The sequence below is a fragment of the Bradyrhizobium sp. LVM 105 genome, assembly GCF_003957705.1.
Taxonomy (GTDB): domain Bacteria; phylum Pseudomonadota; class Alphaproteobacteria; order Rhizobiales; family Xanthobacteraceae; genus Bradyrhizobium; species Bradyrhizobium frederickii.
Genome location: NZ_QZMV01000011.1, coordinates 208485 through 229999, shown reverse-complemented (window position 1 = coordinate 229999; position 21515 = coordinate 208485). Strand labels below are relative to the sequence as shown.

At 65.4% G+C, this 21515-nt stretch carries 21 protein-coding genes; 13 read left to right on the top strand and 8 right to left on the bottom strand.

The genetic code is table 11. The features are described from left to right. The first annotated feature begins 57 nt into the window (after positions 1-57). Both aptA and D6B98_RS27335 read left to right on the top strand, forming a co-directional pair. Positions 58-1386, top strand: coding sequence for an omega-aminotransferase AptA (gene aptA, locus D6B98_RS27340; protein ID WP_164718887.1), 1329 nt, complete (start codon positions 58-60; stop codon positions 1384-1386). A gap of 70 nt (positions 1387-1456) precedes the next feature. Continuing rightward, positions 1457-2722, top strand: coding sequence for a D-amino acid dehydrogenase (locus tag D6B98_RS27335; protein ID WP_126260121.1), 1266 nt, complete (start codon positions 1457-1459; stop codon positions 2720-2722). Positions 2723-3015: 293 nt separating this feature from the next. On the opposite strand, the gene D6B98_RS27330 is transcribed toward D6B98_RS27335, so the two are convergent. Further along, positions 3016-3657 (bottom strand): helix-turn-helix domain-containing protein, encoded by a 642-nt coding sequence (locus D6B98_RS27330; protein ID WP_164718886.1) that lies wholly within the window; start codon positions 3655-3657, stop codon positions 3016-3018. Between the two features lie 195 nt (positions 3658-3852). Between D6B98_RS27330 and D6B98_RS27325 the strand changes: the two genes are divergently transcribed. From D6B98_RS27325 to D6B98_RS27310, 4 genes are read left to right on the top strand one after another with little or no spacing between them, the layout of a single operon-like run. Continuing rightward, a complete protein-coding gene (locus tag D6B98_RS27325) occupies positions 3853-4611 on the top strand; it encodes an ABC transporter substrate-binding protein (RefSeq protein ID WP_126260119.1) in 759 nt (252 codons plus the stop codon). 31 nt (positions 4612-4642) lie between these two features. Further along, positions 4643-5296: an amino acid ABC transporter permease gene (locus D6B98_RS27320; protein WP_126260118.1), complete on the top strand. Its 654-nt coding sequence runs from the start codon at positions 4643-4645 to the stop codon at positions 5294-5296. Continuing rightward, complete coding sequence (locus tag D6B98_RS27315) at positions 5293-6024, top strand: amino acid ABC transporter ATP-binding protein (RefSeq protein WP_126260117.1); 732 nt, start codon at positions 5293-5295, stop codon at positions 6022-6024. Before D6B98_RS27320 ends, D6B98_RS27315 begins: the two co-directional genes overlap by 4 nt. A 12-nt stretch (positions 6025-6036) precedes the next feature. Then, entirely contained in the window at positions 6037-7320 is a 1284-nt protein-coding gene (locus D6B98_RS27310; protein ID WP_126260116.1) for an NAD(P)/FAD-dependent oxidoreductase, read from the top strand. Between the two features lie 54 nt (positions 7321-7374). Here D6B98_RS27310 and D6B98_RS40145 read toward each other — a convergent pair whose 3' ends face one another. Together D6B98_RS40145 and D6B98_RS27300 are read right to left on the bottom strand one after the other, a co-directional pair. After that, complete coding sequence (locus D6B98_RS40145; RefSeq protein ID WP_245481478.1) at positions 7375-7599, bottom strand: hypothetical protein; 225 nt, start codon at positions 7597-7599, stop codon at positions 7375-7377. Between the two features lie 159 nt (positions 7600-7758). Next, positions 7759-9348: a gamma-glutamyltransferase family protein gene (locus D6B98_RS27300; protein ID WP_164718884.1), complete on the bottom strand. Its 1590-nt coding sequence runs from the start codon at positions 9346-9348 to the stop codon at positions 7759-7761. 107 nt (positions 9349-9455) lie between these two features. Here D6B98_RS27300 and D6B98_RS27295 point away from each other — a divergent pair, with 107 nt between their 5' ends. Next, positions 9456-10229, top strand: coding sequence for an enoyl-CoA hydratase-related protein (locus tag D6B98_RS27295; protein ID WP_126260113.1), 774 nt, complete (start codon positions 9456-9458; stop codon positions 10227-10229). A 143-nt stretch (positions 10230-10372) separates the two neighbouring features. Here the strand turns inward: D6B98_RS27295 and D6B98_RS40140 are convergent, their stop codons facing one another. Both D6B98_RS40140 and D6B98_RS27285 read right to left on the bottom strand, forming a co-directional pair. Then, positions 10373-10549, bottom strand: coding sequence for a hypothetical protein (locus tag D6B98_RS40140; protein ID WP_164718883.1), 177 nt, complete (start codon positions 10547-10549; stop codon positions 10373-10375). Between the two features lie 9 nt (positions 10550-10558). After that, positions 10559-10792: a DUF6894 family protein gene (locus tag D6B98_RS27285; protein WP_094973683.1), complete on the bottom strand. Its 234-nt coding sequence runs from the start codon at positions 10790-10792 to the stop codon at positions 10559-10561. A 267-nt stretch (positions 10793-11059) separates the two neighbouring features. Here D6B98_RS27285 and D6B98_RS27280 point away from each other — a divergent pair, with 267 nt between their 5' ends. The 3 genes from D6B98_RS27280 (at position 11060) to D6B98_RS27270 (ending at position 15315) form a co-directional block, all read left to right on the top strand. Continuing rightward, entirely contained in the window at positions 11060-13096 is a 2037-nt protein-coding gene (locus D6B98_RS27280; RefSeq protein WP_502699934.1) for a PQQ-dependent sugar dehydrogenase, read from the top strand. Continuing rightward, on the top strand, positions 13053-13994 hold the full coding sequence (locus D6B98_RS27275) for an SMP-30/gluconolactonase/LRE family protein (RefSeq protein ID WP_126260110.1): 942 nt from the start codon (positions 13053-13055) through the stop codon (positions 13992-13994). The genes D6B98_RS27280 and D6B98_RS27275 overlap by 44 nt, the downstream gene beginning before the upstream one ends. Before the next feature lie 295 nt (positions 13995-14289). Continuing rightward, positions 14290-15315, top strand: coding sequence for a histone deacetylase family protein (locus D6B98_RS27270; protein ID WP_126260109.1), 1026 nt, complete (start codon positions 14290-14292; stop codon positions 15313-15315). 165 nt (positions 15316-15480) lie between these two features. Here D6B98_RS27270 and D6B98_RS27265 read toward each other — a convergent pair whose 3' ends face one another. Further along, the gene (locus D6B98_RS27265) at positions 15481-16212 is read right to left on the bottom strand and encodes a 4'-phosphopantetheinyl transferase family protein (protein ID WP_126260108.1); all 732 of its coding nucleotides are present in this window, start codon (positions 16210-16212) and stop codon (positions 15481-15483) included. A gap of 588 nt (positions 16213-16800) precedes the next feature. Here D6B98_RS27265 and D6B98_RS27260 point away from each other — a divergent pair. Continuing rightward, positions 16801-17751 carry a DUF6492 family protein gene (locus D6B98_RS27260; protein ID WP_126260107.1) on the top strand — a complete coding sequence of 317 codons (951 nt, stop codon included), beginning with the start codon at positions 16801-16803 and terminating at the stop codon, positions 17749-17751. Between the two features lie 51 nt (positions 17752-17802). Here the strand turns inward: D6B98_RS27260 and D6B98_RS27255 are convergent, their stop codons facing one another. Further along, a complete protein-coding gene (locus D6B98_RS27255) occupies positions 17803-18870 on the bottom strand; it encodes an endo-1,4-beta-xylanase (protein WP_126260106.1) in 1068 nt (355 codons plus the stop codon). Between the two features lie 314 nt (positions 18871-19184). On the opposite strand from D6B98_RS27255, the gene D6B98_RS27250 reads away from it, so the two are divergent. Both D6B98_RS27250 and D6B98_RS40565 read left to right on the top strand, forming a co-directional pair. Then, positions 19185-20621 carry an oligosaccharide flippase family protein gene (locus tag D6B98_RS27250; protein ID WP_126260105.1) on the top strand — a complete coding sequence of 479 codons (1437 nt, stop codon included), beginning with the start codon at positions 19185-19187 and terminating at the stop codon, positions 20619-20621. Between the two features lie 212 nt (positions 20622-20833). Then, on the top strand, positions 20834-21175 hold the full coding sequence (locus D6B98_RS40565) for a hypothetical protein (protein ID WP_126260104.1): 342 nt from the start codon (positions 20834-20836) through the stop codon (positions 21173-21175). Positions 21176-21254: 79 nt separating this feature from the next. Here the strand turns inward: D6B98_RS40565 and D6B98_RS27240 are convergent, their stop codons facing one another. After that, positions 21255-21482 (bottom strand): hypothetical protein, encoded by a 228-nt coding sequence (locus D6B98_RS27240; RefSeq protein ID WP_126260103.1) that lies wholly within the window; start codon positions 21480-21482, stop codon positions 21255-21257. Between the last annotated feature and the right edge of the window lie 33 nt (positions 21483-21515).

The window sequence follows — 21515 nt, the reverse complement described above, 5'->3', positions numbered from 1 at the left end:
ACTTGTTGCGCATTTCAAAGCGTGCCTCTGCTAGCACGTCAGCACAGGAGCGCGGCCGTGACCCTTCATCAGATTCCGAACACTATCAAGACCGACTCGTTCTGGATGCCGTTCACGGCCAACCGGCAGTTCAAGAAGGCGCCGCGCCTGTTCTCCTCGGCCGAGGGCATGCACTACACCACCGTCGACGGCCGCAAGGTGATCGACGGCTCCGCCGGCCTCTGGTGCGTCAATGCCGGCCACGGCCGCAAGCAGATCGCTGCCGCGGTCGAACGCCAGCTGATGACGCTGGACTTCGCGCCGTCGTTCCAGATGGGCCATCCGCTGGCGTTCGACTTCGCCGAGCGGCTCGCCGAGATCGCGCCGAAGGGCCTCGACCGCGTCTTCTTCACCAATTCCGGCTCCGAGTCAGTCGACACCGCGCTGAAGATCGCGCTCGCCTATCACCGCGCCACCGGACAGGCCAGCCGCACCCGCCTGATCGGCCGCGAGCGCGGCTATCACGGCGTCGGCTTCGGCGGCACCTCGGTCGGCGGCATGGTCGCCAACCGCCGCGCCTTTACCACCCTGCTGCCGGGCGTCGACCACATCCGCCATACCCATGACCTCGGCCGCAACGCCTTCGCCAAGGATCAGCCGGAGCATGGCGCCGAGCTCGCCGACGATCTCGAGCGTCTGGTCGCCCTGCATGGCGCCGAGACCATCGCCGCCGTCATCGTCGAGCCGGTGCCGGGCTCGACCGCGGTGCTGCCGCCGCCGAAGGGCTATCTGCAGCGCCTGCGCGAGATCTGCGACAAGCACGGCATCCTCCTGATCTTCGACGAGGTCATCACCGGCTTCGGCCGCCTCGGCACGCCGTTCGCCGCCAATTTCTTCGGCGTCACGCCGGACCTGATGACGACGGCCAAGGGCATCACCAACGGCACGATTCCCTGCGGCGCGGTGTTTGCGAGCCGCAAGGTGCACGACGGACTGATGGTCGGCCCCGAGAACCAGATGGAGCTGTTCCACGGCTACACCTATTCGGCGCATCCGACCGCCTGCGCCGCGGGCATCGCGACGCTCGACATCTACAAGGACGAGGGGCTGCTGACGCGCGGTGCGTCGATCGCCGAATATTGGCGCGATGCGCTGCATTCGCTCAAGGGCCTGCCGAACGTCGTCGACATCCGCAATTGCGGCCTGATGGGTGCGGTCGAGCTGGCGCCGCGCGACGGTGTCGTCGGCGCGCGCGGCTACGACGTAATGGTCGACTGCTTCAACACCGGCCTTTACCTGCGCATGAGCGGCGACAGCTTCGCGATGTCGCCTCCGCTCATCGTCGAGAAGAGCCATATCGACCAGATGGTCTCGATCCTCGGCGACGCCATCAAGAAGGTGGCCTGATAATTGCTCTCGCCGTTGCGAGTTGTGTCCTTGCAGCGGCGAGCGTGATGCCGCGGGAGTTTGACCAAGCGTGAAAGTTCTGATCCTCGGCAGCGGTGTCATCGGTGTCACCTCTGCCTACTACCTCGCACGTGCCGGCCACGAGGTGACGGTCGTCGACCGTCAACCCGAGCCGGCGCTGGAGACCTCCTTTGCCAATGCCGGCGAGGTCTCGCCCGGCTATTCCTCGCCCTGGGCCGGCCCCGGCGTGCCGGTGAAGGCGGTCAAGTGGCTGCTGATGAAGCACGGCCCGCTGGTGATCCGGCCGAAGCTCGATCCCGTGATGTGGGTCTGGCTGCTCAAGATGCTGCGCAACTGCACCAGCGCGCGCTACGCGGTCAACAAGAGCCGGATGATTCCGATCGCGGAATACAGTCGCGATTCCCTGCGCGACCTGCGCCGCGACATCGGCATTCAATATGACGAGCGCTCGCAAGGCACGCTGCAGCTGTTCCGCTACCAGGCCCAGCTCGACGGCACCGCCGAGGACATCGCCGTGCTCAAGCAATATGGCGTGCCCTTCGAGGTGCTGAGCCGCGAGGGCTGCATCGCGGTCGAGCCGGCGCTCGGCGGCGTGAAGGAGAAGTTCGTCGGCGGGCTTCGCCTGCCGCAGGACGAGACCGGCGATTGCCACATGTTCACGCAGGCGCTGGCCAAGCACGCCCAGGCGCTCGGCGTGCGCTTCATGTTCAACACCTCGATCGACCGCATCGTCACCGATGGCGCGCGCGTCAGCGGCGTTTCGACCAGCGCCGGCCTGCTGCAGGCCGACGCCTACGTGCTCGCGCTCGGCAGCTGGTCGTCGCGGCTCGCTGCCCCACTCGGCATTTCGCTGCCGGTCTATCCGGTGAAGGGCTATTCGATCACGGTGCCGATCAAGGACGCCTCCGGCGCGCCGGAATCGACCGTGATGGACGAAAGCTACAAGGTGGCGATCACGCGGCTCGGCAATCGCATCCGCGTCGGCGGCACCGCGGAAATCTCCGGCTATTCGGACAAGCTCTATGATGCGCGCCGCGCCACGCTCGATCACTCGCTGACCGACCTGTTCCCGCGCGGCGGCGATCTGTCCAAGGCGACGTTCTGGAGCGGCCTGCGCCCGATGACGCCGGACGGCCCGCCCGTGATCGGCCCGACCGGGTACGCCAATCTCCATCTCAACACCGGCCATGGCACGCTGGGCTGGACCATGTCCTGCGGCTCGGGCCGCGTGCTCGCCGACATGCTGTCGGGCAAGAAGCCGGACATCGACGTCAGTGCGCTGACGGTGGACAGGTACAATCACCGCTTCGGGTAAGACTCTCTCCCCGCGTCATTGCGAGGAGCGAAGCGACGAAGCAATCCAGACTGTCTCCACGTCAAGACTCTGGATTGCTTCGCTTCGCTCGCAATGACGGGTGTTGAGACGGCTCGCCCTTTATCTATCACCGTCACCCTGAGGTGGCCGCTTCTTCAGCGGCCCTCGAAGGGCGACGGCCCGGCTGCATCGCGGCCGTGCATCCTTCGAGGCTCGCTGCGCGATGCGATTGCATCGCGCCACTCGCGCCTCAGGATGACGGGTCGAGAGAGTGTGCGCGGTAGCAGCGAAGCTTACACCCCCGTCACGCAATTCACCCACAGCACCACGGCCTTTGCATCATTCGCCGGATTGGAAAACCGATGCGGCCTTCGGCTGGCAAAGCGAAAGCTGTCGCCGGTCTTCAGCGACCAGGTCTCGCTGTCCACCGTCAGCAGCATCTCGCCTTCGAGCACGAGGCCGGCTTCCTCGCCGTCATGGGTGTAGAGCTCGTCGCCGGTGGAGCCGCCGGGCTCCAGGTGCACCAGGAACAGGTTGAGCTTGTTGTCGCTGCTCGCCGGGCTGAGCAGCTGCTTGGACACGCCGGTGCGCCACAGCTTCAGCTCCGGCCGCTGCAGCCCGCGCGTCACCACCTGGTCGGATCCGCCGTCGGCGTTCGGGCTGGCGCCGAACAATGCGGCGATGCCGACGCCGAGCACGTCGGCGAGCGTCGCCAGCACGCGCAGCGATGGCGACGACAGCCCGCGCTCGATCTGGCTGAGAAAGCCGATCGAAAGCTCGGTGCGCGATGCGACCGTCTCCAGCGAGAACTGCCTGACGCGCCTGAGATCCCGGATGCGGCGGCCGACCGCGACGTCCATCGCGGGCTCGGCCGGTTTGGTCACGGCTTTGGATTTCACCCGCTTCGCCGGCTTTGCGGCGGCCGGTCTGCGCATTCTTTTGCCACCGCTCACGTCAAACCGCTTCCTTCATGTGCATGAAAACCGCTTGCATCATCCGCGAAAGTGTGACCAAATTTTCATATTGGTGAAAATAGGCCGAAACGGCGTGGCCCGCAACGTCTGATCAAGGCAACGTCTGATCACGACATGCGCGAGCGCCGCCGCCGGCCGGGCCCAAAGGGGGATGCGATGAAGCGTTTTGGTCTGGCCGCGGTCGCGGCACTCGCAATTGCAACCGCGTTGCCGGCCTCGGCGCAGCAGGTGCTGAAGGTCGGCTCGACCCCGACGGGCATTCCCTTCACTTTCCTCGACACCAAGACCAACACCATCCAGGGCATCATGGTCGATCTCATCACCGAGGTCGGCAAGGATGCCGGCTTCAACGTGCAGATCGAGCCGATGCAGTTCTCGGCCCTGATCCCGTCGCTGACCTCGAGCAAGATCGACATCATTGCGGCCGCGATGTTCATCACGCCGCCGCGCAAGGAGGTCGTCGACTTCTCCGACCCGATCTACAGCTACGGCGAGGGCCTCGTGGTGCCGAAGACCGACACCAAGGCCTATGCCACGCAGGAGGACCTCAAGGGCGAAACGGTCGGCGCCCAGGTCGGCACCGCCTTCGTCGACGCACTGAAGAAGACGGGCCTGTTCGCCGAGGTGAAAGCCTACGACACCATTCCGGACATCCTGCGCGACGTGAACACTGGGCGCCTCAAGGCCGGCTACGCCGACTATCCGATCCTTGCCTACAATCTGAAGCAGGGCGGCTTCCCCGAGGTGCGCCTGGTCGACGGCTACAAGCCTGTCACGGTCGGCTCGGTCGGCATCGGCGTACGTAAAGGCGAAGCCGCGCTGCTCGGCAAGATCAACGCCTCGCTGGCCAAGCTGAAGGCCAACGGCACCATTGCGAAGATCCTGGATAAATGGGGCCTGAAGGCACAGGGCTGATCGCCCGCGACGGATCGATGAAGGCTGCGCGATGAAAGGCTTCTGGCACGACGCCGCCGAGTTCTTCCCGATCCTGATGAACGGCGTCGCGCTGACGATCGTCGTCACGATCGGCTCGCTGCTGCTCTCGACGGTGCTCGGCCTGCTCTGGGCGATGATGCGGGTCTCAGGCATCAAGGCGCTGTCGATGCTCAGCGCCAGTCTGATCAACGTGATCCGGGGCATCCCGATCATCGTGCTGCTGTTCTACCTCTACTTCGTGATGCCTGATCTCGGCGTCACGCTGTCGGCCCTGCAGGCCGCGATCCTCGGGCTCGGCATTGCCTATTCGGCCTACCAGGCGGAAAATTTCCGCGCCGGCATCGAGGCGATCGACAAGGGCCAGATCGAGGCGGCGCAATCCATCGGCATGGGCTGGTGGCTCACCATGCGCCGCGTGGTGCTGCCGCAGGCCGTGCGTATCGTGCTGCCGCCCTACGGCAACGTCATGATCATGATGCTGAAGGACTCTTCGCAAGCGTCCACCATCACGGTCGCCGAGCTTGCGCTGCAGGGCAAGCTGATCGCGTCCTCGACCTTCAAGAACACCAGCGTGTTCACGCTGGTGGCGCTGATGTATCTCACCATGAGCATTCCGCTGATCCTGCTGGTCCGACACTTCGAGAAGCGGGCCGGCAAGCGATGATCGAGCTGCACGACGTCCACAAGAGCTTCGGCAAGGTCGAGGTGCTCAAGGGCATCACGACCTCGGTCGCGAAGGGCGAGGTGGTCTGCATCGTCGGTCCCTCCGGCTCCGGCAAGTCCACCATCCTGCGCTGCATCAACGGGCTGGAAAGCTACGACCGCGGCGACATCAGCGTCGAGGGCCTGAAGGTCGACCGCGACGCGCCGTCGATCGTGAACATCCGCACCCAGGTCTCGATGGTGTTCCAGCGCTTCAACCTGTTCCCGCATCGCACGGCGCTGGAGAACGTGATCGAAGGGCCGCTCTTCGTGAAGAAGGAGCCGCGGGCGCAGGCGCTGGAGCGCGGCCGCGCGCTGCTCGCGCAGGTCGGCCTCGCCGAGAAGGCCGATGCGCATCCGCCGCAGCTCTCCGGCGGCCAGCAGCAGCGCGTCGCGATCGCGCGGGCGCTGGCGATGCAGCCCAAGGCCATCCTGTTCGACGAGCCGACCTCGGCGCTCGATCCCGAACTGGTCGGCGACGTGCTCGGCGTGATGCGCAAGCTCGCCGACGACGGCATGACCATGGTCGTCGTCACCCACGAGATGGGCTTTGCCCGCGACGTCGCCGACCGTGTGCTGTTCATCGACGGCGGCGTCATCGTCGAGCAAGGGGCAGCCAAGACGGTCCTCAATCAACCCCAGCATCCGCGGACGCAGGATTTCCTGCGCCGCGTGCTGCATCCGCTCTGACCGGTCTTCGCCATGACGCGCCTGCCTTTGCCGCCCTCGCTTTATGCCGACACCGCCGTCGCGCCGGTGGTCACGCCGCCGCTCGACGTCGACAAGAGCGTCTCGGTCGCAATCATCGGCGGCGGCTACACCGGCCTATCCACCGCGTTGCATCTGGCCGAGCAGGGCGTCGAGGCGCTGGTGCTGGAGGCGCAGGAGCCGGGCTGGGGCGCATCCGGCAACAACGGCGGTCACACCAATCCCGGATTGAAGCACGACCCCGATCAGATCGAGGCCGATTTCGGCCCTGAGCTCGGCCGCCGCATGATCGAGTTCGCTTACGGCACCACCAACTTCACGCATGATCTGATCCGCCGCTACCAGATCCCGTGTGAGGCACGGCAGAACGGCACGCTGCGCGCGGCCTATCATGAGGCCAGTACTGCCGCGATCGAGAAGACGGCACAGCAATGCATCCGCCGTGGCATGCCGGTCAAATATCTGAATCGCGAGCAGCTCCGCGCGATGACCGGCACCGACCGCTACGTCGGCGCCATGCTGGACACGCGCGGCGGCGATCTGCATCCACTCAGCTATGCCCGCGGCCTTGCGCGCGCCGCGATCTCGGCCGGCGCAAAGGTGCATGGCGAGACGCCGGCGCTGTCGCTGCGCCGGGACGGCTCGCGCTGGCGCATCGAGACGCCGCGGGCAGTGGTTCATGCCGACAAGGTGCTGCTCGCCACCAACGGTTTCACCGACGATCTCTGGCCGGCGCTCCGCCGCACCATCGTGCCGGTGTTCTCGTCGATCGCCGCCACCGCGCCGCTGTCCGACGAGGTCGCACGCTCCATCATGCCGACGCGTCCGGTGCTCTACGAGAGCGGCCACATCACGGTCTATTACCGTATCGACCAGCAGAACCGCCTGCTGATGGGCGGCCGCGGGCCGATGCGCTGGATCAAGTCGCCCAATGATGTCGCTTATCTCATGCGATACGCGGAGCGGCTTTGGCCGCAGCTCAAGGGCGTCGCCTGGACCCACGGCTGGAACAGCCGGCTGGCGATTACCGCGGATCATTATCCGCATGTGCACGAGCCCGCGGAGGGCATCCTGATCTCGCTCGGCTGCAATGGCCGCGGCGTTGCGCTTGCGACCGCGATGGGCGCTCAGCTCGCGCGTCGGCTGATCGGCGGCGCCACGGCCGAGATCGACATGCCCATCACGGGGATCAAGCCGATCCCGCTGCATGCGTTCTGGCCGGTGGGCGTGACGACCGCCGTCATCGCGGGCCGGGTGCGGGACCGGCTCGGCATCTGAAAAAAGGCGCCGCCCTGTGAGGAGCGACGCCTTGCATGATTGGCAGATCGGGCCTCAGCAGCGGCCTTGCTTCCACAGGCCGGGCGGGCAGCCATAACCGCGCCAGCCGACCTTGCGACCATGGTACCATCCGAACGACTTGCCATGGTGATGATGGCCCATCTTGTGGCCATGGCCATGGCCATGACCGCCTCCATGGCCGCCCTTGGCCAGTGCAGGGCCTGTCAATGTAAAGCCGGCCGCGATGATCAGCGACGCGGCGAGCGCAAGTTTCTTCATCATGTCCTCCACTGGGGTGAGCGCCTTTGTCCGTTGAGCGAACGAACCGTACGCAGCCAAGTTCCCTACGAATGTGGAGGAGTCGTGATGCTCGCCTGGATGCGTAATCGCGCGAGAACTCAACGCGCGCTGGCAGAATCGCGCAGCGATCCCCAGCGCTCAGGCTTCCGCAACCGCGTCGGCCCAGGGCTGAAAGATCTCGACCGCGCCGAAATTCGTGTCGCCCTCGCGCATCACCACGCTCGGGCAGGCGAATTTCTGCGGTAGCGTCTGCACGCGGGTCTCTTCATAGTCGAAGCGCGCGGCCAACGTCTTGCGCACGTCCGCGGGCAAACGAGCATCGCCGATCACCACCGCGCCTTCGCTGGCGTCGATGCGCGGCTGATGGATCGCGGCGTCGAGATCCATGCCGTAATCCATCGCGAACGACACGAGCTGCAGCACCGACGGCAGGATGCGGCGGCCGCCGGAGGCGCCGACGGCGAGGCGATTGCCGTCCTTGGTCTCGGCGATGACGGGCGTGTAGTTGCAGAGGCAGCGTTTGCCGGGCGCGAGCGAGTTGGTGGTGCCCGGCGTCGGGTCGAACCACATGATGCCGTTGTTCATGGCGATGCCGGTGTGCGGCGTCACATACCGCGAGCCAAAGGAAGAGAGCAGCGTCTGCGTCACCGCGGCGATGTTGCCGTGGCGGTCGACCACGGAGAAATGCGTGGTGCAGGCCGGCGCCAGATATTCGGCACCGAGCGAGCGTTTGCCATCGGCATCGCCCATGTCCTTGAGCCGCTCGCGGAAGGCCGCCTGCAGCGCGAGTGCATATTCGACATAGGCGGCCGCGTCCGGCGCGCCTGCGGGCGTCAGGCTCTGCTGCAACAGGCGCAGCGCGTGCGCCATGGTGGGCCCGGCCGTGAGCTCGGGCGTCGCATACACCTTGCCGCCGCGATACGGGATCGCCAGCGGTTCGCGCAAATGCGCGCGGAAGGCGGCGAGGTCCTCGACCGATAGCGAACCGCCGTCGGCCTTGATGTCGGAGGCGATGCTCCTGGCGAGATCGCCCCGATAGAAGTCGCGCGGCCCAGCCTCGGCGAGATGCGACAGCGTCGCTTTCAGCGTGTCCTGCGGCAGCCGCGTCTCGGCCTTGATGCCCCATGGCGCGCTTGGTGGCAGGCCGTCCTTCAGGAACGCCGCCGCGCTGGCGGGATAGCGCCTGAGATCGGCGGCCGAGCCCGAGATCGTCACCGTGGTCCACCAATCGACCAGCAGGCCTTCGCCGGCGAGCCTGGCTGCCGGCGCGACCAGATCCTTCCACGGCATCCTGGCGTAGCGGCGATGGGCCTCTTCCATCCCGGCGACGACGCCGGGCACGGCGATCGAGCCGGGGCCGTGGATGTTGCGATCGTCCTTCACCCGCGGCCAGGGGAAGAGATCGGACGCAGCGCCTACGCCGCTGAGCGGATAGTCGGTGACGCGCAGGCTCTGCGGCGCGCACATGCCGTAGTCGATCACCTCATAGCGATTTTCCTTGGCGCGGTAGAGCACCATCGCACCGCCGCCGCCGATACCGCTGTTCCAGGGCTCCAGCACGTTCAACGCCATGGTCGTTGCCACGACCGCGTCAACGCAGTCGCCGCCCGCCGCCAGCACCTGCGCCCCGACTTCGGCCGCTCGCCGCGATTGGGAGGCGACGATGCCGCCCTTGGACGTGACTACCGGTTTGCGGACGGTTTGGTTGAGGCTGAACTGATGAGGCATGATGTCGTTCTGTGCTGGCTTCGTTGCGTTGACTTGCTTCGCGATTGGCGAAGCCGGCGGACAATGGCACATTGCGACCAACGAGAACATCCAAAGGGAGGCGCGACATGGCTGGTGTGAAACGGGCGCGGGATGGCGCCGTCGGAATCCTGACGCTCGACGAGCCGGCGAGCCTGAATGCGATGACGCCGGATCTGCTCGGCGCGCTCGCCGCCGCCATCGGCGAGATGTCGCAGGACGAGGGTATTCGAGCCCTGATCCTGACCGGTGCGGGACGTGGCTTCTGCTCGGGACAGAATCTGAAGGCGTCGGAGGCGCTCGGCGAAGACATCGCGGCCGGCGTCATGCGTTTCTACTGGCCGGCCTTCAAGGCGCTACGCGAGTGCCGCGTGCCCGTCATCGTCGCCGTGAACGGAGTAGCCGCCGGCGGCGGCTTCAGCCTCGCCATGGCCGGCGACATCATCGTCGCGGCGCGGTCGGCGAGCTTCATCCAGGTGTTCAGCCGCATCGCGCTGGTGCCGGATCTCGGCTCGACCTGGCTGCTGCCGCGGCTGATCGGCCGGCAGCGCGCGCTCGAGCTGATGTTGCTGAACGAGCCGCTGACGGCAGAGCGTGCCCAGGAGATCGGCCTGGTGCGGCAGGTCGTCGACGACGCGAAGCTGATGGACGAGGCGCTTGCTTTGGCGCACCGGCTCGCCGAGGGCCCGACGCGCGCTTTGGTCGCGACCCGCCTGCTCGTCGAGGAGAGCGAGCACGCGACCTACGAGGCGCAATTCCGCCGCGAGATCGAGCTCCAGGCGGTGATCCGCAAGAGCGCCGACGCCGTCGAAGGTCGCAATGCCTTCGTCGAGAAGCGCAAGGCGAGGTTTACGGGGAGGTAGGGCAGGGGCACGCTTCTCACTACGCCGTCATGGCCGGGCTCGTCCCGGCCATCCACGTTCTTCGGAGTGGCCCAAAACGTGGATGCCCGGGACGAGCCCGGGCATGACGAGTGGAGAGACTGTTGATCGGCAAGGAGGGCCGCTCAGAGCCCGCGGTTCAGCCGGCTGGCCTGATACTTGGCGCGCCATTTCGGGCCAGGCCCGCGCATATAGTGAAGCTCGGGGCGGTAGGGGTCACCGGCGACCCTGACCAGCGTCTGCCATTTGGCGGCAACGAAGCTCAGGGGCTGGCGGAGCAGGCTCAGGGAGGCGATCAACATGGCATCACCTCAATGCGGCTTGCCGAGCATGGCGGTGAAGGGGAGGTCGAAAATCTCCTCGCCGTCGTCGTCGCTGACATGGATCACCCAGTCGCGCCAGTCTTCGTTGCTCGGCGTCAGGATCATCGACCGCATGATCTGGGAAGCGCGGTCGCGCGCCTCGGTGAGATTGGAGACGGCGGCGCCGTAGCGGTCGATCAGCGTGCCCTCGGTATTGGAGCAGTGAAAATAGACCTGGACCATATGCGCCTCCTGGCGGAGCAACTTGGATGGCAAAGCAATACCACCCGAAGCCTTCGCGAAACATTCGGGTCGAACCCGGTAAGGGAATTTACGGATATTGGTCGGTCCCAAGGCCGTTACAGGTTTAATCACAGGCGGGTGATGTTGAACTGGACGGCATTTCCACGGCATGGAACAGCTTTTCGCGGGAAGTCTGGGGAGGCCGCCGTGAGCTATTTCACATCTAGGCGCGAACGCCGAAGGCTGCGCGCATGTGCGGCGGTCTTGGTGGGCGTCTTGGCGGGAGTCTTGGCGGCCTTGCTTGGGCTCGGCTCGGTGGCTTCATCAGAGCCGCTCCGCCGGAGCGGCTATGCGATCGGCGCGGACACCTGCGGCAACGGTGATCTCGCTTTCCCCAGGATCCAGATCGACATGAAGGCCGGATTTTGCGCCGGGCTCGTCGCCAGCGAAGAAGACCGCCTCAAGTTTCCGCGGTCGATCGTCCAGGTTCCGGACCGCGACCTGTTCGTGGTGGCAGACATGGGCGGCTGGGGCCACAGCGACGGACGGTTGCTGCTGCTCGATCCGCGCGCGCCGCAGGGCGGGCGGCTCAAGGAGCTTCTCGCGGGAATCGAATATCCCTTCGGCCTCGCGATCGGTCCGGACAAGAAGCTCTACGCCTCGACCGCCGAGACGATCTTCCGGTTCGATCCGCTCGCCGACAATCCGCGCGGCACGGTCGAAACCATCATCCGTCACATGCCCGGCCGCCGGATCAAATTGCCCGACGGCACCAGGCTCGAGGAAAGTGCGCATCCGCTCAAGCAGTTCGTCTTCGACAGGAACGGGCGGCTGTTCGTCAATGTCGGCTCGCACAGCGACGACTGCATCACGCCGGCTCCGATCACAAAGCCTTGCGCGGCGGCCGAGGGCACTGCCGCCATGGCCTCGATCTGGCTGTTCGCGCCGCCCGCGGGCGGCGTCTTCCCGGCGCTGAAGCCCGGCGATCCCGATCCGCCGCACACCGTCTATGCGCGCGGCCTGCGCAACTCGATGGCGCTGGCGTTGCATCCGAATTTTCCTGATGCCGGCTACGCCTTCCTGCAGGGCGAGAACAGCCGCGACCTGCCCGATATCTTCAAGCCGAACGAGGAGATCAACGCGATTCTGCAGGGCGGGCACTATGGCTGGCCCTATTGCTACGACCTTTCGACGCCGAGTCCCGAATTCAGAAGCGTGCTGCAATCCGGGGCCTACAAATCGTTTTGCACGGCAGGCGCGGTCTACAAGCCGCCGTTCACGCTGCTGCCGCCGCACGGTGCGCCGCTCGCGATGCTGTATTATCACGGCGCCAAGTTTCCGGAGCTGGAGGGCAAGCTGCTGGTCGGCTTGCACGGCTATCGCCCGACCGGCAGCCGCCTGCTCGTCTACGACGTCGACGACCACGGTTTCCCCAAGCCAAGCCCGGCCCCGGTGCGCTATCACGTCAGTTGCGCGGCCGAGCCGACGCGCAGCTTTCAGACCGAGGCCGGCGAGGTGGCCGCCGCGCCGTTCGACGAGCTGATCGCGGGCTGGCACCGCGTCAACGGCGCGCGGCCGCAAGGCGCGCCGGTCGGCATGACGGTCGCGGAGGATGGCGCGGTCTGGCTGGTCGAGGACAAGAACCGGAGCGTGATCCGCATCGACCGTGCCGCGGGCGATCCGCCGCCACCGCTGCCGTGCGACACCCGCAGCGAGGCGATGATCGACCAGCTTGCGGCCTTCGTCGCCCGGGACGCGCAGAACAACGTCCGGCTGACCACGCTGCGCAAAGGCCTCGTCGAGCGGCACTGCGTCGGCTGTCATTCGGATTTCGGTCTGAAGCCGGGTCAATCGGAGGCAGAGAAGGATGGCGCAGTGCTCCGCTTCATGCTCGCGCAGGACGGCTGGATCTATCCGGGCGACCCCTCTTCCGGCAGGCTGCGCACGCGCCTGCGCGGCATCGGCGCGGAGAAGCTGATGTCGCCGGGAGGCGAGAGCCTGCCGAAGACCGAACCCGGTTATGGGCGCCTGCTCGACACCATGGACCTGCTTGTTGCGAAAATGGTTCCGGGCACACGGATGCGGATCAAGCCCGGCCCACCGCAGCGCAAGTTCTTTGGCAAAACCGGCAAGGAATGCGGCGAAATACCGGCCGGGAAGGTCGTTGTAGTGACACAAAGCAGCGCTGTAGACAAACCCGGCTTCAGCCGATTCTTCCGGCCGGCCGATCCCTACCTGAACGGCGAGTGCACCGACGGCGATGGCTATCACATCCGGCAGGAATTTCTGGTGCCTGTGCAGTAGCGTCTTCGTCGTCGTTGCGACGGCTTCCGCGCAAGCGGAGACGAAGCTGTTCGAAAGCGCGCAGGTGACGCCCGCCGGCGAATACACCTTCGGCATCGAGGGCCCTGCAGCGGACCTCGACGGCAATCTGTTCGTGGTCAATCTCGGCAAGCCCGGCACCATCGGCAGGCTGCCTGCGGGCGGTGCGGCGTCGCAGCCGTTCACGGCACTGCCCGAGGGCAGTGTCGGCAACGCCATCCGCTTCGATCGCAGCGGCACCATGTTCATCGCCGACTACAAGAAGCACAACATCTTTGCGATCCCGAAGGGGACGACCGCGCCGGCCATCTGGTTTCATTCCGACGAGATGAACCAGCCCAACGACATCACCATCGCCCACGACGGCACGATCTATGCGAGCGATCCGAACTGGAAGGGCAGGGAAGGCCACATCTGGCGGATTGCGAAGGCCGCCGACGGCACGGTGCAGGGACAGGTGATGGCGTCACCGCGCGCGATGGGCACTACCAACGGCATCGATCTCAGCCCTGACGGCAAGACGCTCTATGTCGGCGAATCCAGCAACGGTCAGATCTGGTCCTATGCCATCAACGGCACCGAGCTGACGGCGGCAAAGCTGGTCAAGACATTCCAGCCCGACACCGTCGATGGCTTGCGCACCGACGTTTCCGGCCGTCTCTATGTCGCGCGCATCCTCAAGGGCACCGTCGCGCTGATGAAGCCCAATGGCGCGGTCGAGCGCGAGATCGCACTCAAGGCCAAGGAGCCGACCAACCTCGCCTTCGGCGGCAGCGACGGCAAGACCGTCTTCGTCACCCAGCGTCAGGGCGGCTTCATCGAGTCCTTCCGCACCGACCAGCAGGGCCGCGAGCACTGCCTCCAGCGCGGGCGCTGCTAAGCCATGGTCTTGGGTTGAAACGGTTGCCGTGGGTGGTTCACCTCTCCCGCTTGCGGGAGAGGTCGGCGCGTCCGGGCGATGCGAAGCATCGTCCCGCGCGCCGGGTGAGGGCTTTCTCCTGTTAGGGATTGCCCCATTGCGGATGCACCCTCTCCCCAACCCTCTCCCGCAAGCGGGAGAGGGAGCGCACCTCGCTCGTTCACGCGACAGGTTGCGGCATTCTTCTTGCTTGCATCCTGCGGCCGCAGCGATCAAGACAGCTGTGGCATCTTCAAAACGACCACGGAGTGCTTGAGTGAAAGCCGTCCATACCGAACTGCACCGCAGCCATGATCCGCAATTCTTCCTGGTTCGCGGCGTCGTCAAGCGCACCACCGAGCAGCCGGAGCGCGCCGACCGCCTGCTCAAAGGGTTGAAGGACGGCAAGCATCAGCTGGTCGAGCCGACCAAGTTCGGGCAGGGGCCTCGCGCGCGCATTCACAGCCCGGAATATCTGTCGTTCCTGAGCGAGGCCTGGGACGCCTGGACCGCGCTTGGCGATTCCGGCCCGGAGATGATCGGTAACATCCACCCGGTGCGGCATGCCGCGACCTATCCGACCCACATCGTCGGCAAGCTCGGCTGGCACACCGCCGACACCGCGGCGCCGATCGGTCCGGGCACCTGGGCCGCGGCCTGTGCCGCAACCGACGTTGCGGTCACCGCCGCGCAGATGGTGATGGACGGCGAGGATGCGGTCTATGCGCTGTGCCGTCCGCCCGGACACCACGCCTATCGCGACATGGCCGGCGGCTTCTGCTTCCTCAACAACAGCGCGATCGCAGCGGCGCATCTGCGGCAGAAGCACGAGCGCGTCGTCATCCTCGACGTCGACGTCCATCACGGCAACGGCACGCAAGGCATTTTTTACGCACGGCCGGACGTCTACACGGTGTCGATCCACGCCGACCCCATCGCGTATTATCCCTATGTGTGGGGCTATGCGCACGAGCGGGGCGAAGGTCCGGGCCGCGGCACCAATCTCAACATCCCGCTTCCGATCGGCACCGGCGATGACGGCTACACGCAGGCGATGGAGCTCGCACGCAAAGCGATCGAATCCTTTGCTCCCGGCGCGCTCGTCATCGCGCTCGGTCTCGATGCCTCCGAACACGATCCGCTGAAGGGACTGTCCGTCACCACGCCTGGCTTCCGCCGCATCGGCCAGGCCATCGCCAGGATGGGCCTGCCGACCGTGTTCGTCCAGGAAGGCGGTTATCTCTCGGATATTCTGGGCGCGAACCTGACCTCGGTGCTGGCCGGTTTCGAGGAGGCAAGGTGAGGTCTGCTTGCCTCGTCGGGTCGGTCGTCATGCCCGGGCTCGTCCCGGGCATCCACGTTCTTCGAGCGTGCGGCGATGCGTGGATGGCCGGGACAAGCCCGGCCATGACGGCGGAGAGAGCACCGCTCGCCGTCGTTGGGGGAAGACGCACAACCGCGGAAGGCGTCATTCAGCCGCTTGCTTCAGCGGCCAGGCATTGCGGCTGATGGGGAGGCCGCCGTTCGCGCCGGAGCCGTCGGCGATCGCGAGGCGATGTGAAGGCGACGGCGAGCTCAGCGAGAAGTGCCAGCCGTCGGGATCGTCGGCGATATCGGGCTTGAAGCTGATCTCGATGGCCTCGCGCGAAACCTGCATCGCGAAGGCGTCGAGCGGCAGATTGAGCCCAAAGCCCCTGGCCTTCAGATAGGCCTCCTTGAGCGTCCAATAGTCGAAGAAGCGCTCGATCGCTGCGGGCTCGGGCAATCCGCGCAGCGTTTCGACCTCCTCCGGCGCAAAGAAGCGAAGCGCGGTGGACAGCGGCGCCACGCGTCGCGACACGGTTTCGACGTCGACGCCGACGGTCTCATGCCGCGACACAACGCAGGCGACGCAGCCGTCGGCATGAGACAGGCTGAAATGCAGCGCGGTCGAGGTCGCGGGTGCTGCGACAAACGGCCGCCCGTAACGGCCGGCCCCGAACGACCAGTCGGACGGCGCGACGTTTGTGGCGACCTGCGACAGCGCCAGGCGCAGCATGGCGTGCGCGAAAATATACTGCCGTCGATGCCGCTCGAACATGAAGCGATCGGCCCGGATCCGCTCGTCGACCGAGAGCAGCCGTCGGCACGTCTCGACCGCGCCCGGCGCGTCAATGGACTCGATCAGTCCGACAAAGAGTTCAATTCTGTCGTCCGCCATCAATTGGGCCTTTTGCGTCAGGCAGCGGGCAAATTCCCCGTCCCGACGGAAGAAACAACTGAGCAAGAATCAACCACGCAGCCGCCTGTAGCGGTCCACCCGGGCGAATTCTTGTCGATTTGCAGGCCGGTTTACAGGCGCAAGCTTGTGCGAGACCCCAACTCGACACGCGAGCAGCCCCTCCGAAAAGTGAAGCCTGAAGATCTCAGGGCGTCCCGGCCGACGAATTCTACTTCTTCTCGGTGCCCGGCAACTTCGGGCGACCTTTGCGGTACCTGTCGCTCAAGAGGTACCCCCGGCAAATCTGCTGAAGCCCATAACAATCCCCCGTCGAAATAAATCGTCCAAATCAAAACGCAGGGACATCTTGCGCGGCGACGTCAAATAATCAAGCCGCAACTTGATCATTCACAGCTTTGGCGGGTGAACCCGTGGTCATCCGTCTTGTGCGGCTCGGGCCGCCCTGCCAGCGAGGGCTGCCGTCGATGGCTAACGAGTCGTTTCATTTTACCTTGATTCCGTTTGTGAGTTTCCCCCGTCTCCCGGTGCGGCTATGAGTGCGGCCTGATGGCCATTTGAGCGCGCTCCATGCATTCCGTTGCCCTGCTGACTGCCAGCTACGCCAAGGATATCGAACGCTTTTCGCTGCTCAGCGAGAGCATCGACACCTGGCTGACGGGATACACGCGGCATTATGTTCTCGTTAACGATGAGGACGTGCCGCTGTTCGCGCGTTTCGCGTCCGACAAGCGCGTCATCGTTCCGGCCTCGCGCTACTTGCCGAAATGGCTGTTCGCACTGCCGCCGGCGCTTCAGTTCATCAGCAAGCGGCGCGTCTGGCTGTCGCTGCTGTCGTCGCCGGTGCACGGCTGGCACATCCAGCAGATCCTGAAGATCGCCGGGGTTCTCAACGCGCCCGAGCAGCGCGTCTGCATCCTGGACTCGGACAATCTGTTCTTCCGCGAATTCGACGTTGGCCAATATGCCGGCGCCGAGAAGACGCCGCTGTTCGTCACGCCGAAGGACATCGGCGCCGACCACCCGCTGCATGGGCTGTGGCTGCGTACCGTCGATCAGCTTCTCGGCATCAAGGGCCGCTCCTTCCCCGCCGACGATTATGTCGGCAACGCGCTGGTCTGGGACAAGGACACCGCGCGCGCCATGACCGCCGCCATCAAGTCGGCGACGGGGCTGGACTGGGTGCTGGCGCTGTGCCGGAAGAAGAAGTTCTCGGAGTATCTCATGTACGGCCATTTCGTCGCGAACTCGCCCGCGCATCTGGCCAACCACCGGGTCACCGAAGCCAGCATCGCGGTCTCGCATTGGGACGACACGCCGCTCGACCGTCCCGCCATCGAAGCGATGATGCGCGCCGCTTCGCCCGAGCAGGTCGCGCTCTGCATCCAGTCCTATTCCTCGACCTCGGTCGACGACATCCGCGACGTGTTCCGCCTCTCGTCGCGCGATCGCCGGGCTCCGAGCCTTGCGCCGGACCACATCGACGATGCGGCCGCTTTCGTCGTGCCGAAGACGCGCTGAGATCACGGCCGCCAAGTCTCGGTTTACCTCTCCCCGACGGGAAGGTGATCCTCAGGCGTCCTTGGTAAACTTGCTGATCACGTCCAGGAACGGCTTCGGCTTGAACTCCCCGTCGAGCGGCAGCGGGCGGTTCGGCTGCTTGTCGGCGCGGGCGAAGGTGCCGTTGATCCAGCTGTAGCGATCCGAAAGTCCCCAGGTCAGGATCGAGCGCACCGGGCCGCTGGTCGAGATCGCGGTGAGGAGATCGTCGACGCGCTTGGCGACAATGGCGTCGCGCTGCGCAGGACTTCCCGCCAGCTTCTGGTCGTCGACGTCGAGCTCGGTGACGAGCACGTCCAGCCCCCACGAGCGCAGCTCGGTGACGAATTCGGCGAGGCCATGGGTGTCGATCTCGAGCTCGGCATGCAGATGCGATTGCAAGCCCACGGCGTGCAGCGGCACGCCCCGGTCAAGCAGGTCCATGATCAGGTTGCGATAGGCGGCGCGCTTGGCAATGAACGAATCCTTGGCCGACTCGATGTCATATTCGTTGATCGCGAGCTTGACCAAGGGATCGGCCGCGGCGGCGGTGCGGAAGGCCAGCGGAATCCAGCCTTGACCCAGATGCTGCGTCCAGAACGTGTCGCGCCGGTCCTTCGGACTGCGGGGGTTGTCCGGGATCGGCTCGTTGACGACGTCCCACGACGTCAGCTTGTCCTTGTAGTAGGAGACGACGGTGCCGATGTGGTCGACATAGGCGCGCTCGACGCCGCGGGTATCCTTGATCTGCTTGGTCCAGTCCGGAATGTCGTGATACCAGGCGAGCGCGTGGCCGCGCATCGTCAGGTCGTTATCCCTAGCGAAATCCAGGATCGCGTCGGCGCGCTCGAAATTGAAGGTGTGGGCGTTCGGCCGCAACATCGGCCATTTCAGCTCGAGCACCGGCACCACCTGTGTGCAATAGGTGCTGATGGCTTCGCCGAGCCTGGGATCGGCCTGCAAATCCCAGAGCGTAGCGGCCGCGCCAAAGCCGGGGCGGCGCTGCGCAAGCTTCGACGCCGGGGCCGCGGATGCCGTTGCGCCCGCCGCAAGGGTTGCGGCGCTGCCGAGGAGAAATTCGCGTCTGTCGAGCCGGGTCACGTCACGGCAGTCCTTTTCGAGCCAACACAGCCATCGTATCAAGCGGGGACTTGCGACGCCGGGGTTTTGCCTTGTTGGGTTAACTCCTGCCGTCTGCCGGTCATGGTTTCCTCGCATGATCGCGCCTTGCCGTTCAAGGAAGGCCAAATTTAACGCTAACGCGCGAAAGCGGCTTCAAGGCTTCATTTGCCGCCCGATCTGCAGACTTATGTGACAATCTTCAGCGATGCTGCGGCGCAGTTCGTTCGCCTCGCCAAGGTCCCATTGATTAACGGCCGTCACATTCGCAAGAAAGCTGCCGGTCCCGTGCTCACATGCTGAACCGCCATTTCTCGATTTATCTGATCGCCTACATCCTGCCCGCGGCGGTGGGCTTCTTCGCCGTCACGGCCTATACGCGGCTCCTCAGCCCGGCGCAGTACGGCGTCTATGTCGTCGGCATCAGCCTCGCCGGCATTCTGGGCGCGATCTTCTTCGCCTGGATCAAGCTGTCGGTGTCGCGCTATCAGGCGATGTCGGCAGAGGTGGATTTTCGCGGCACGGCGATGGTCGCCTTCGCCCTCACCGCTGCCGTACTCTGCGCCACGACCCCCTTGGTCTTCCTGGTCCGCAACGACGTCGGTGTCGAGCTGCTGCTCGCCAGCATGTTCGTCGCGATCATGGCCAATGCCGTCGATGTTGGTCAGGAGTTCGAGCGCGCCAAATTGCGTCCCTACCGCTTCGCCGCGATCTCGATCGTGCGCAGCGTGGCGAGCGTCGGATTCGGTCTGCTTGCCATCTGGCTCGGCTGGGGCGGATTGGGGCTGCTGGCCGCGTTCGGCCTGGGCTCGCTGACCGGGATCATATTGAACCTGGTCGGCGACCGCACCAGGATCGCAAGCTTCCAGCGCAGCCAGTTCATGCAGCTGGCCCGCTACGGCCTGCCGCTGACGCTGGCCGGATTGTCCGTTGCGGTCTATTCGGCCTGCGACCGGCTCATCGTCGCTTACCTGCTCGGCAAGGATGCCGCCGGCATCTTCGGCGTCGCGGCCGACCTGCCGCGCCAGTTCATGGTCATGATCGCATCCAGCGTTGCCGCTGCCACCGTGCCGCTGGTGTTCCGGTCTTTGTCCGAGAACAACAAGGAGACGACGCGGGAGCGCTTGACCGAAAGCCTCGAGCTCCTGCTCGTCGTGGTCACGCCCGTTGCGGTCTGGCTCGCGCTTGCGGCGGACCAGGTTGCCGGCACCCTCGTCGGCGTCGACTTCCGTGCCGGCGTGTCGGCACTGCTGCCGACCCTGGTGCTCGCCCGCTTCTTCGGGATCGCCAATCAGTTCTACGTGCAGATCAGCTTCCAGCTCGCCGAGCGTCCCTTCATGCTGGCGGCGCAGTCCTTCCTCACCTTGGTCGTCAGCGTGGTGTTGATGGTCGTGCTGGTCGCCGGCTACGGCATCTACGGCGCTGCGCTGGCGACGCTCGCGACCGAGGCGATCGGTTTGCTCGTTGCAATCGTCCTGATGCACCGCGCCCACCCGGTCCCGTTCGACCTCGGCCGTCTCGCCGGCATTGCGGTCTCCGCAGCCTTGATGGCGGCGGCGATCCTGCTGGCGCGATCGCAAGCGGGTGGCACGGGTCTCGTGGCGCTCGTCATTGTCAGCCTCGCCGGCGGCCTTGCTTATGTCGCGACTGGCTGGCTCCTCAACGTCGCCAATGTCCGGACGCTCTCGCTGCGTTTCCTGCGGACGTTCAACCGGAGCGCCTTGGGAGTCTAGCCCGGATTCGTGCCCCAGGCGGCCGAGTTCCAGGTGGATGGGAACCTTGCGCGAGCGAGCAATATTGACCAGCAACTCTGAACCCGGCGGTCCATGCTGGCTCTATCATCGCCCCTTATCGGCGATCGGTGACTGGGAGTGCTGTAACGCTCGCCGGGCTGCGCCGCATCGTCGGTCGCGGTCCTCCAAAGGCGCGTCAATAGGAGAGATGTGTGGCGAGCGGATACATATTCAATAACAGGGGAATCCGCGCCGGCGTTCTGGACGGCGCATCGATTTTCGACCTCACCGGCAAGAAAGTTTACGACCTTCGGGGCAACAATATCTACCGCCTCTCGGGCGAGCTGGTCGGCCATACGCTCGACGCGTCGGGCTCTGACAAGCGCCTGGACCGCGACAGCGAAGCGCTGCTCTCCGTCCAGGAATCGCCGGAACCCGAGGAGCCCGATAATCGTCCTGCACCGCAAAGGCAGCCATCCGCAACTTTTGTGGAAGCAATACGCCTGCGCCGGATCATCTCCGACACCCCGTCCGATCGTCCCAAGAAAGGGTGATCGTGCAGTCCCGCGGTTTTCACGAATACTTCGCGCAGCGGCAGGCGATGCCCGATGCGGAGCCAGTCAACCCAAAAATCTATTGCAGCGGCGACCGCACCCTGGTCGCAGCATCGTAGATCAGGATCTGCAGCATCGGGAACCTGTCGAGCAGCTCGGCGCCGGCTGCTCGGGCTGCCGTTTCGCTTTCATAACGGGTCTTGAAGTGGCCATCGACGATAAGTGAGAAGCCATCGGTCGGTGCTACGTCAGCCCTTTGAATCGTTCTCGGCTCGATCTCTTCGACTTGCATGGTCGGCTTTTTCATGGGGTACCTTCGATCGTTGCAGGAGACGGGCTC

Coding starts and splice junctions, on each gene's coding strand:
- D6B98_RS27300 (WP_164718884.1), bottom strand. CDS start 9,348: ATGCCTCATCAGTTCAGCCTCAACCAAACCGTCCGCAAACCGGTAGTC.
- D6B98_RS27315 (WP_126260117.1), top strand. CDS start 5,293: ATGATCGAGCTGCACGACGTCCACAAGAGCTTCGGCAAGGTCGAGGTG.
- D6B98_RS27330 (WP_164718886.1), bottom strand. CDS start 3,657: ATGCGCAGACCGGCCGCCGCAAAGCCGGCGAAGCGGGTGAAATCCAAA.
- D6B98_RS27310 (WP_126260116.1), top strand. CDS start 6,037: ATGACGCGCCTGCCTTTGCCGCCCTCGCTTTATGCCGACACCGCCGTC.
- D6B98_RS27320 (WP_126260118.1), top strand. CDS start 4,643: ATGAAAGGCTTCTGGCACGACGCCGCCGAGTTCTTCCCGATCCTGATG.
- D6B98_RS40145 (WP_245481478.1), bottom strand. CDS start 7,599: ATGAAGAAACTTGCGCTCGCCGCGTCGCTGATCATCGCGGCCGGCTTT.
- D6B98_RS27285 (WP_094973683.1), bottom strand. CDS start 10,792: ATGGTCCAGGTCTATTTTCACTGCTCCAATACCGAGGGCACGCTGATC.
- D6B98_RS27260 (WP_126260107.1), top strand. CDS start 16,801: ATGCATTCCGTTGCCCTGCTGACTGCCAGCTACGCCAAGGATATCGAA.
- D6B98_RS40140 (WP_164718883.1), bottom strand. CDS start 10,549: ATGTTGATCGCCTCCCTGAGCCTGCTCCGCCAGCCCCTGAGCTTCGTT.
- D6B98_RS27250 (WP_126260105.1), top strand. CDS start 19,185: ATGCTGAACCGCCATTTCTCGATTTATCTGATCGCCTACATCCTGCCC.
- D6B98_RS27275 (WP_126260110.1), top strand. CDS start 13,053: ATGGCTATCACATCCGGCAGGAATTTCTGGTGCCTGTGCAGTAGCGTC.
- D6B98_RS27240 (WP_126260103.1), bottom strand. CDS start 21,482: ATGAAAAAGCCGACCATGCAAGTCGAAGAGATCGAGCCGAGAACGATT.
- D6B98_RS27265 (WP_126260108.1), bottom strand. CDS start 16,212: ATGGCGGACGACAGAATTGAACTCTTTGTCGGACTGATCGAGTCCATT.
- D6B98_RS27325 (WP_126260119.1), top strand. CDS start 3,853: ATGAAGCGTTTTGGTCTGGCCGCGGTCGCGGCACTCGCAATTGCAACC.
- D6B98_RS27295 (WP_126260113.1), top strand. CDS start 9,456: ATGGCTGGTGTGAAACGGGCGCGGGATGGCGCCGTCGGAATCCTGACG.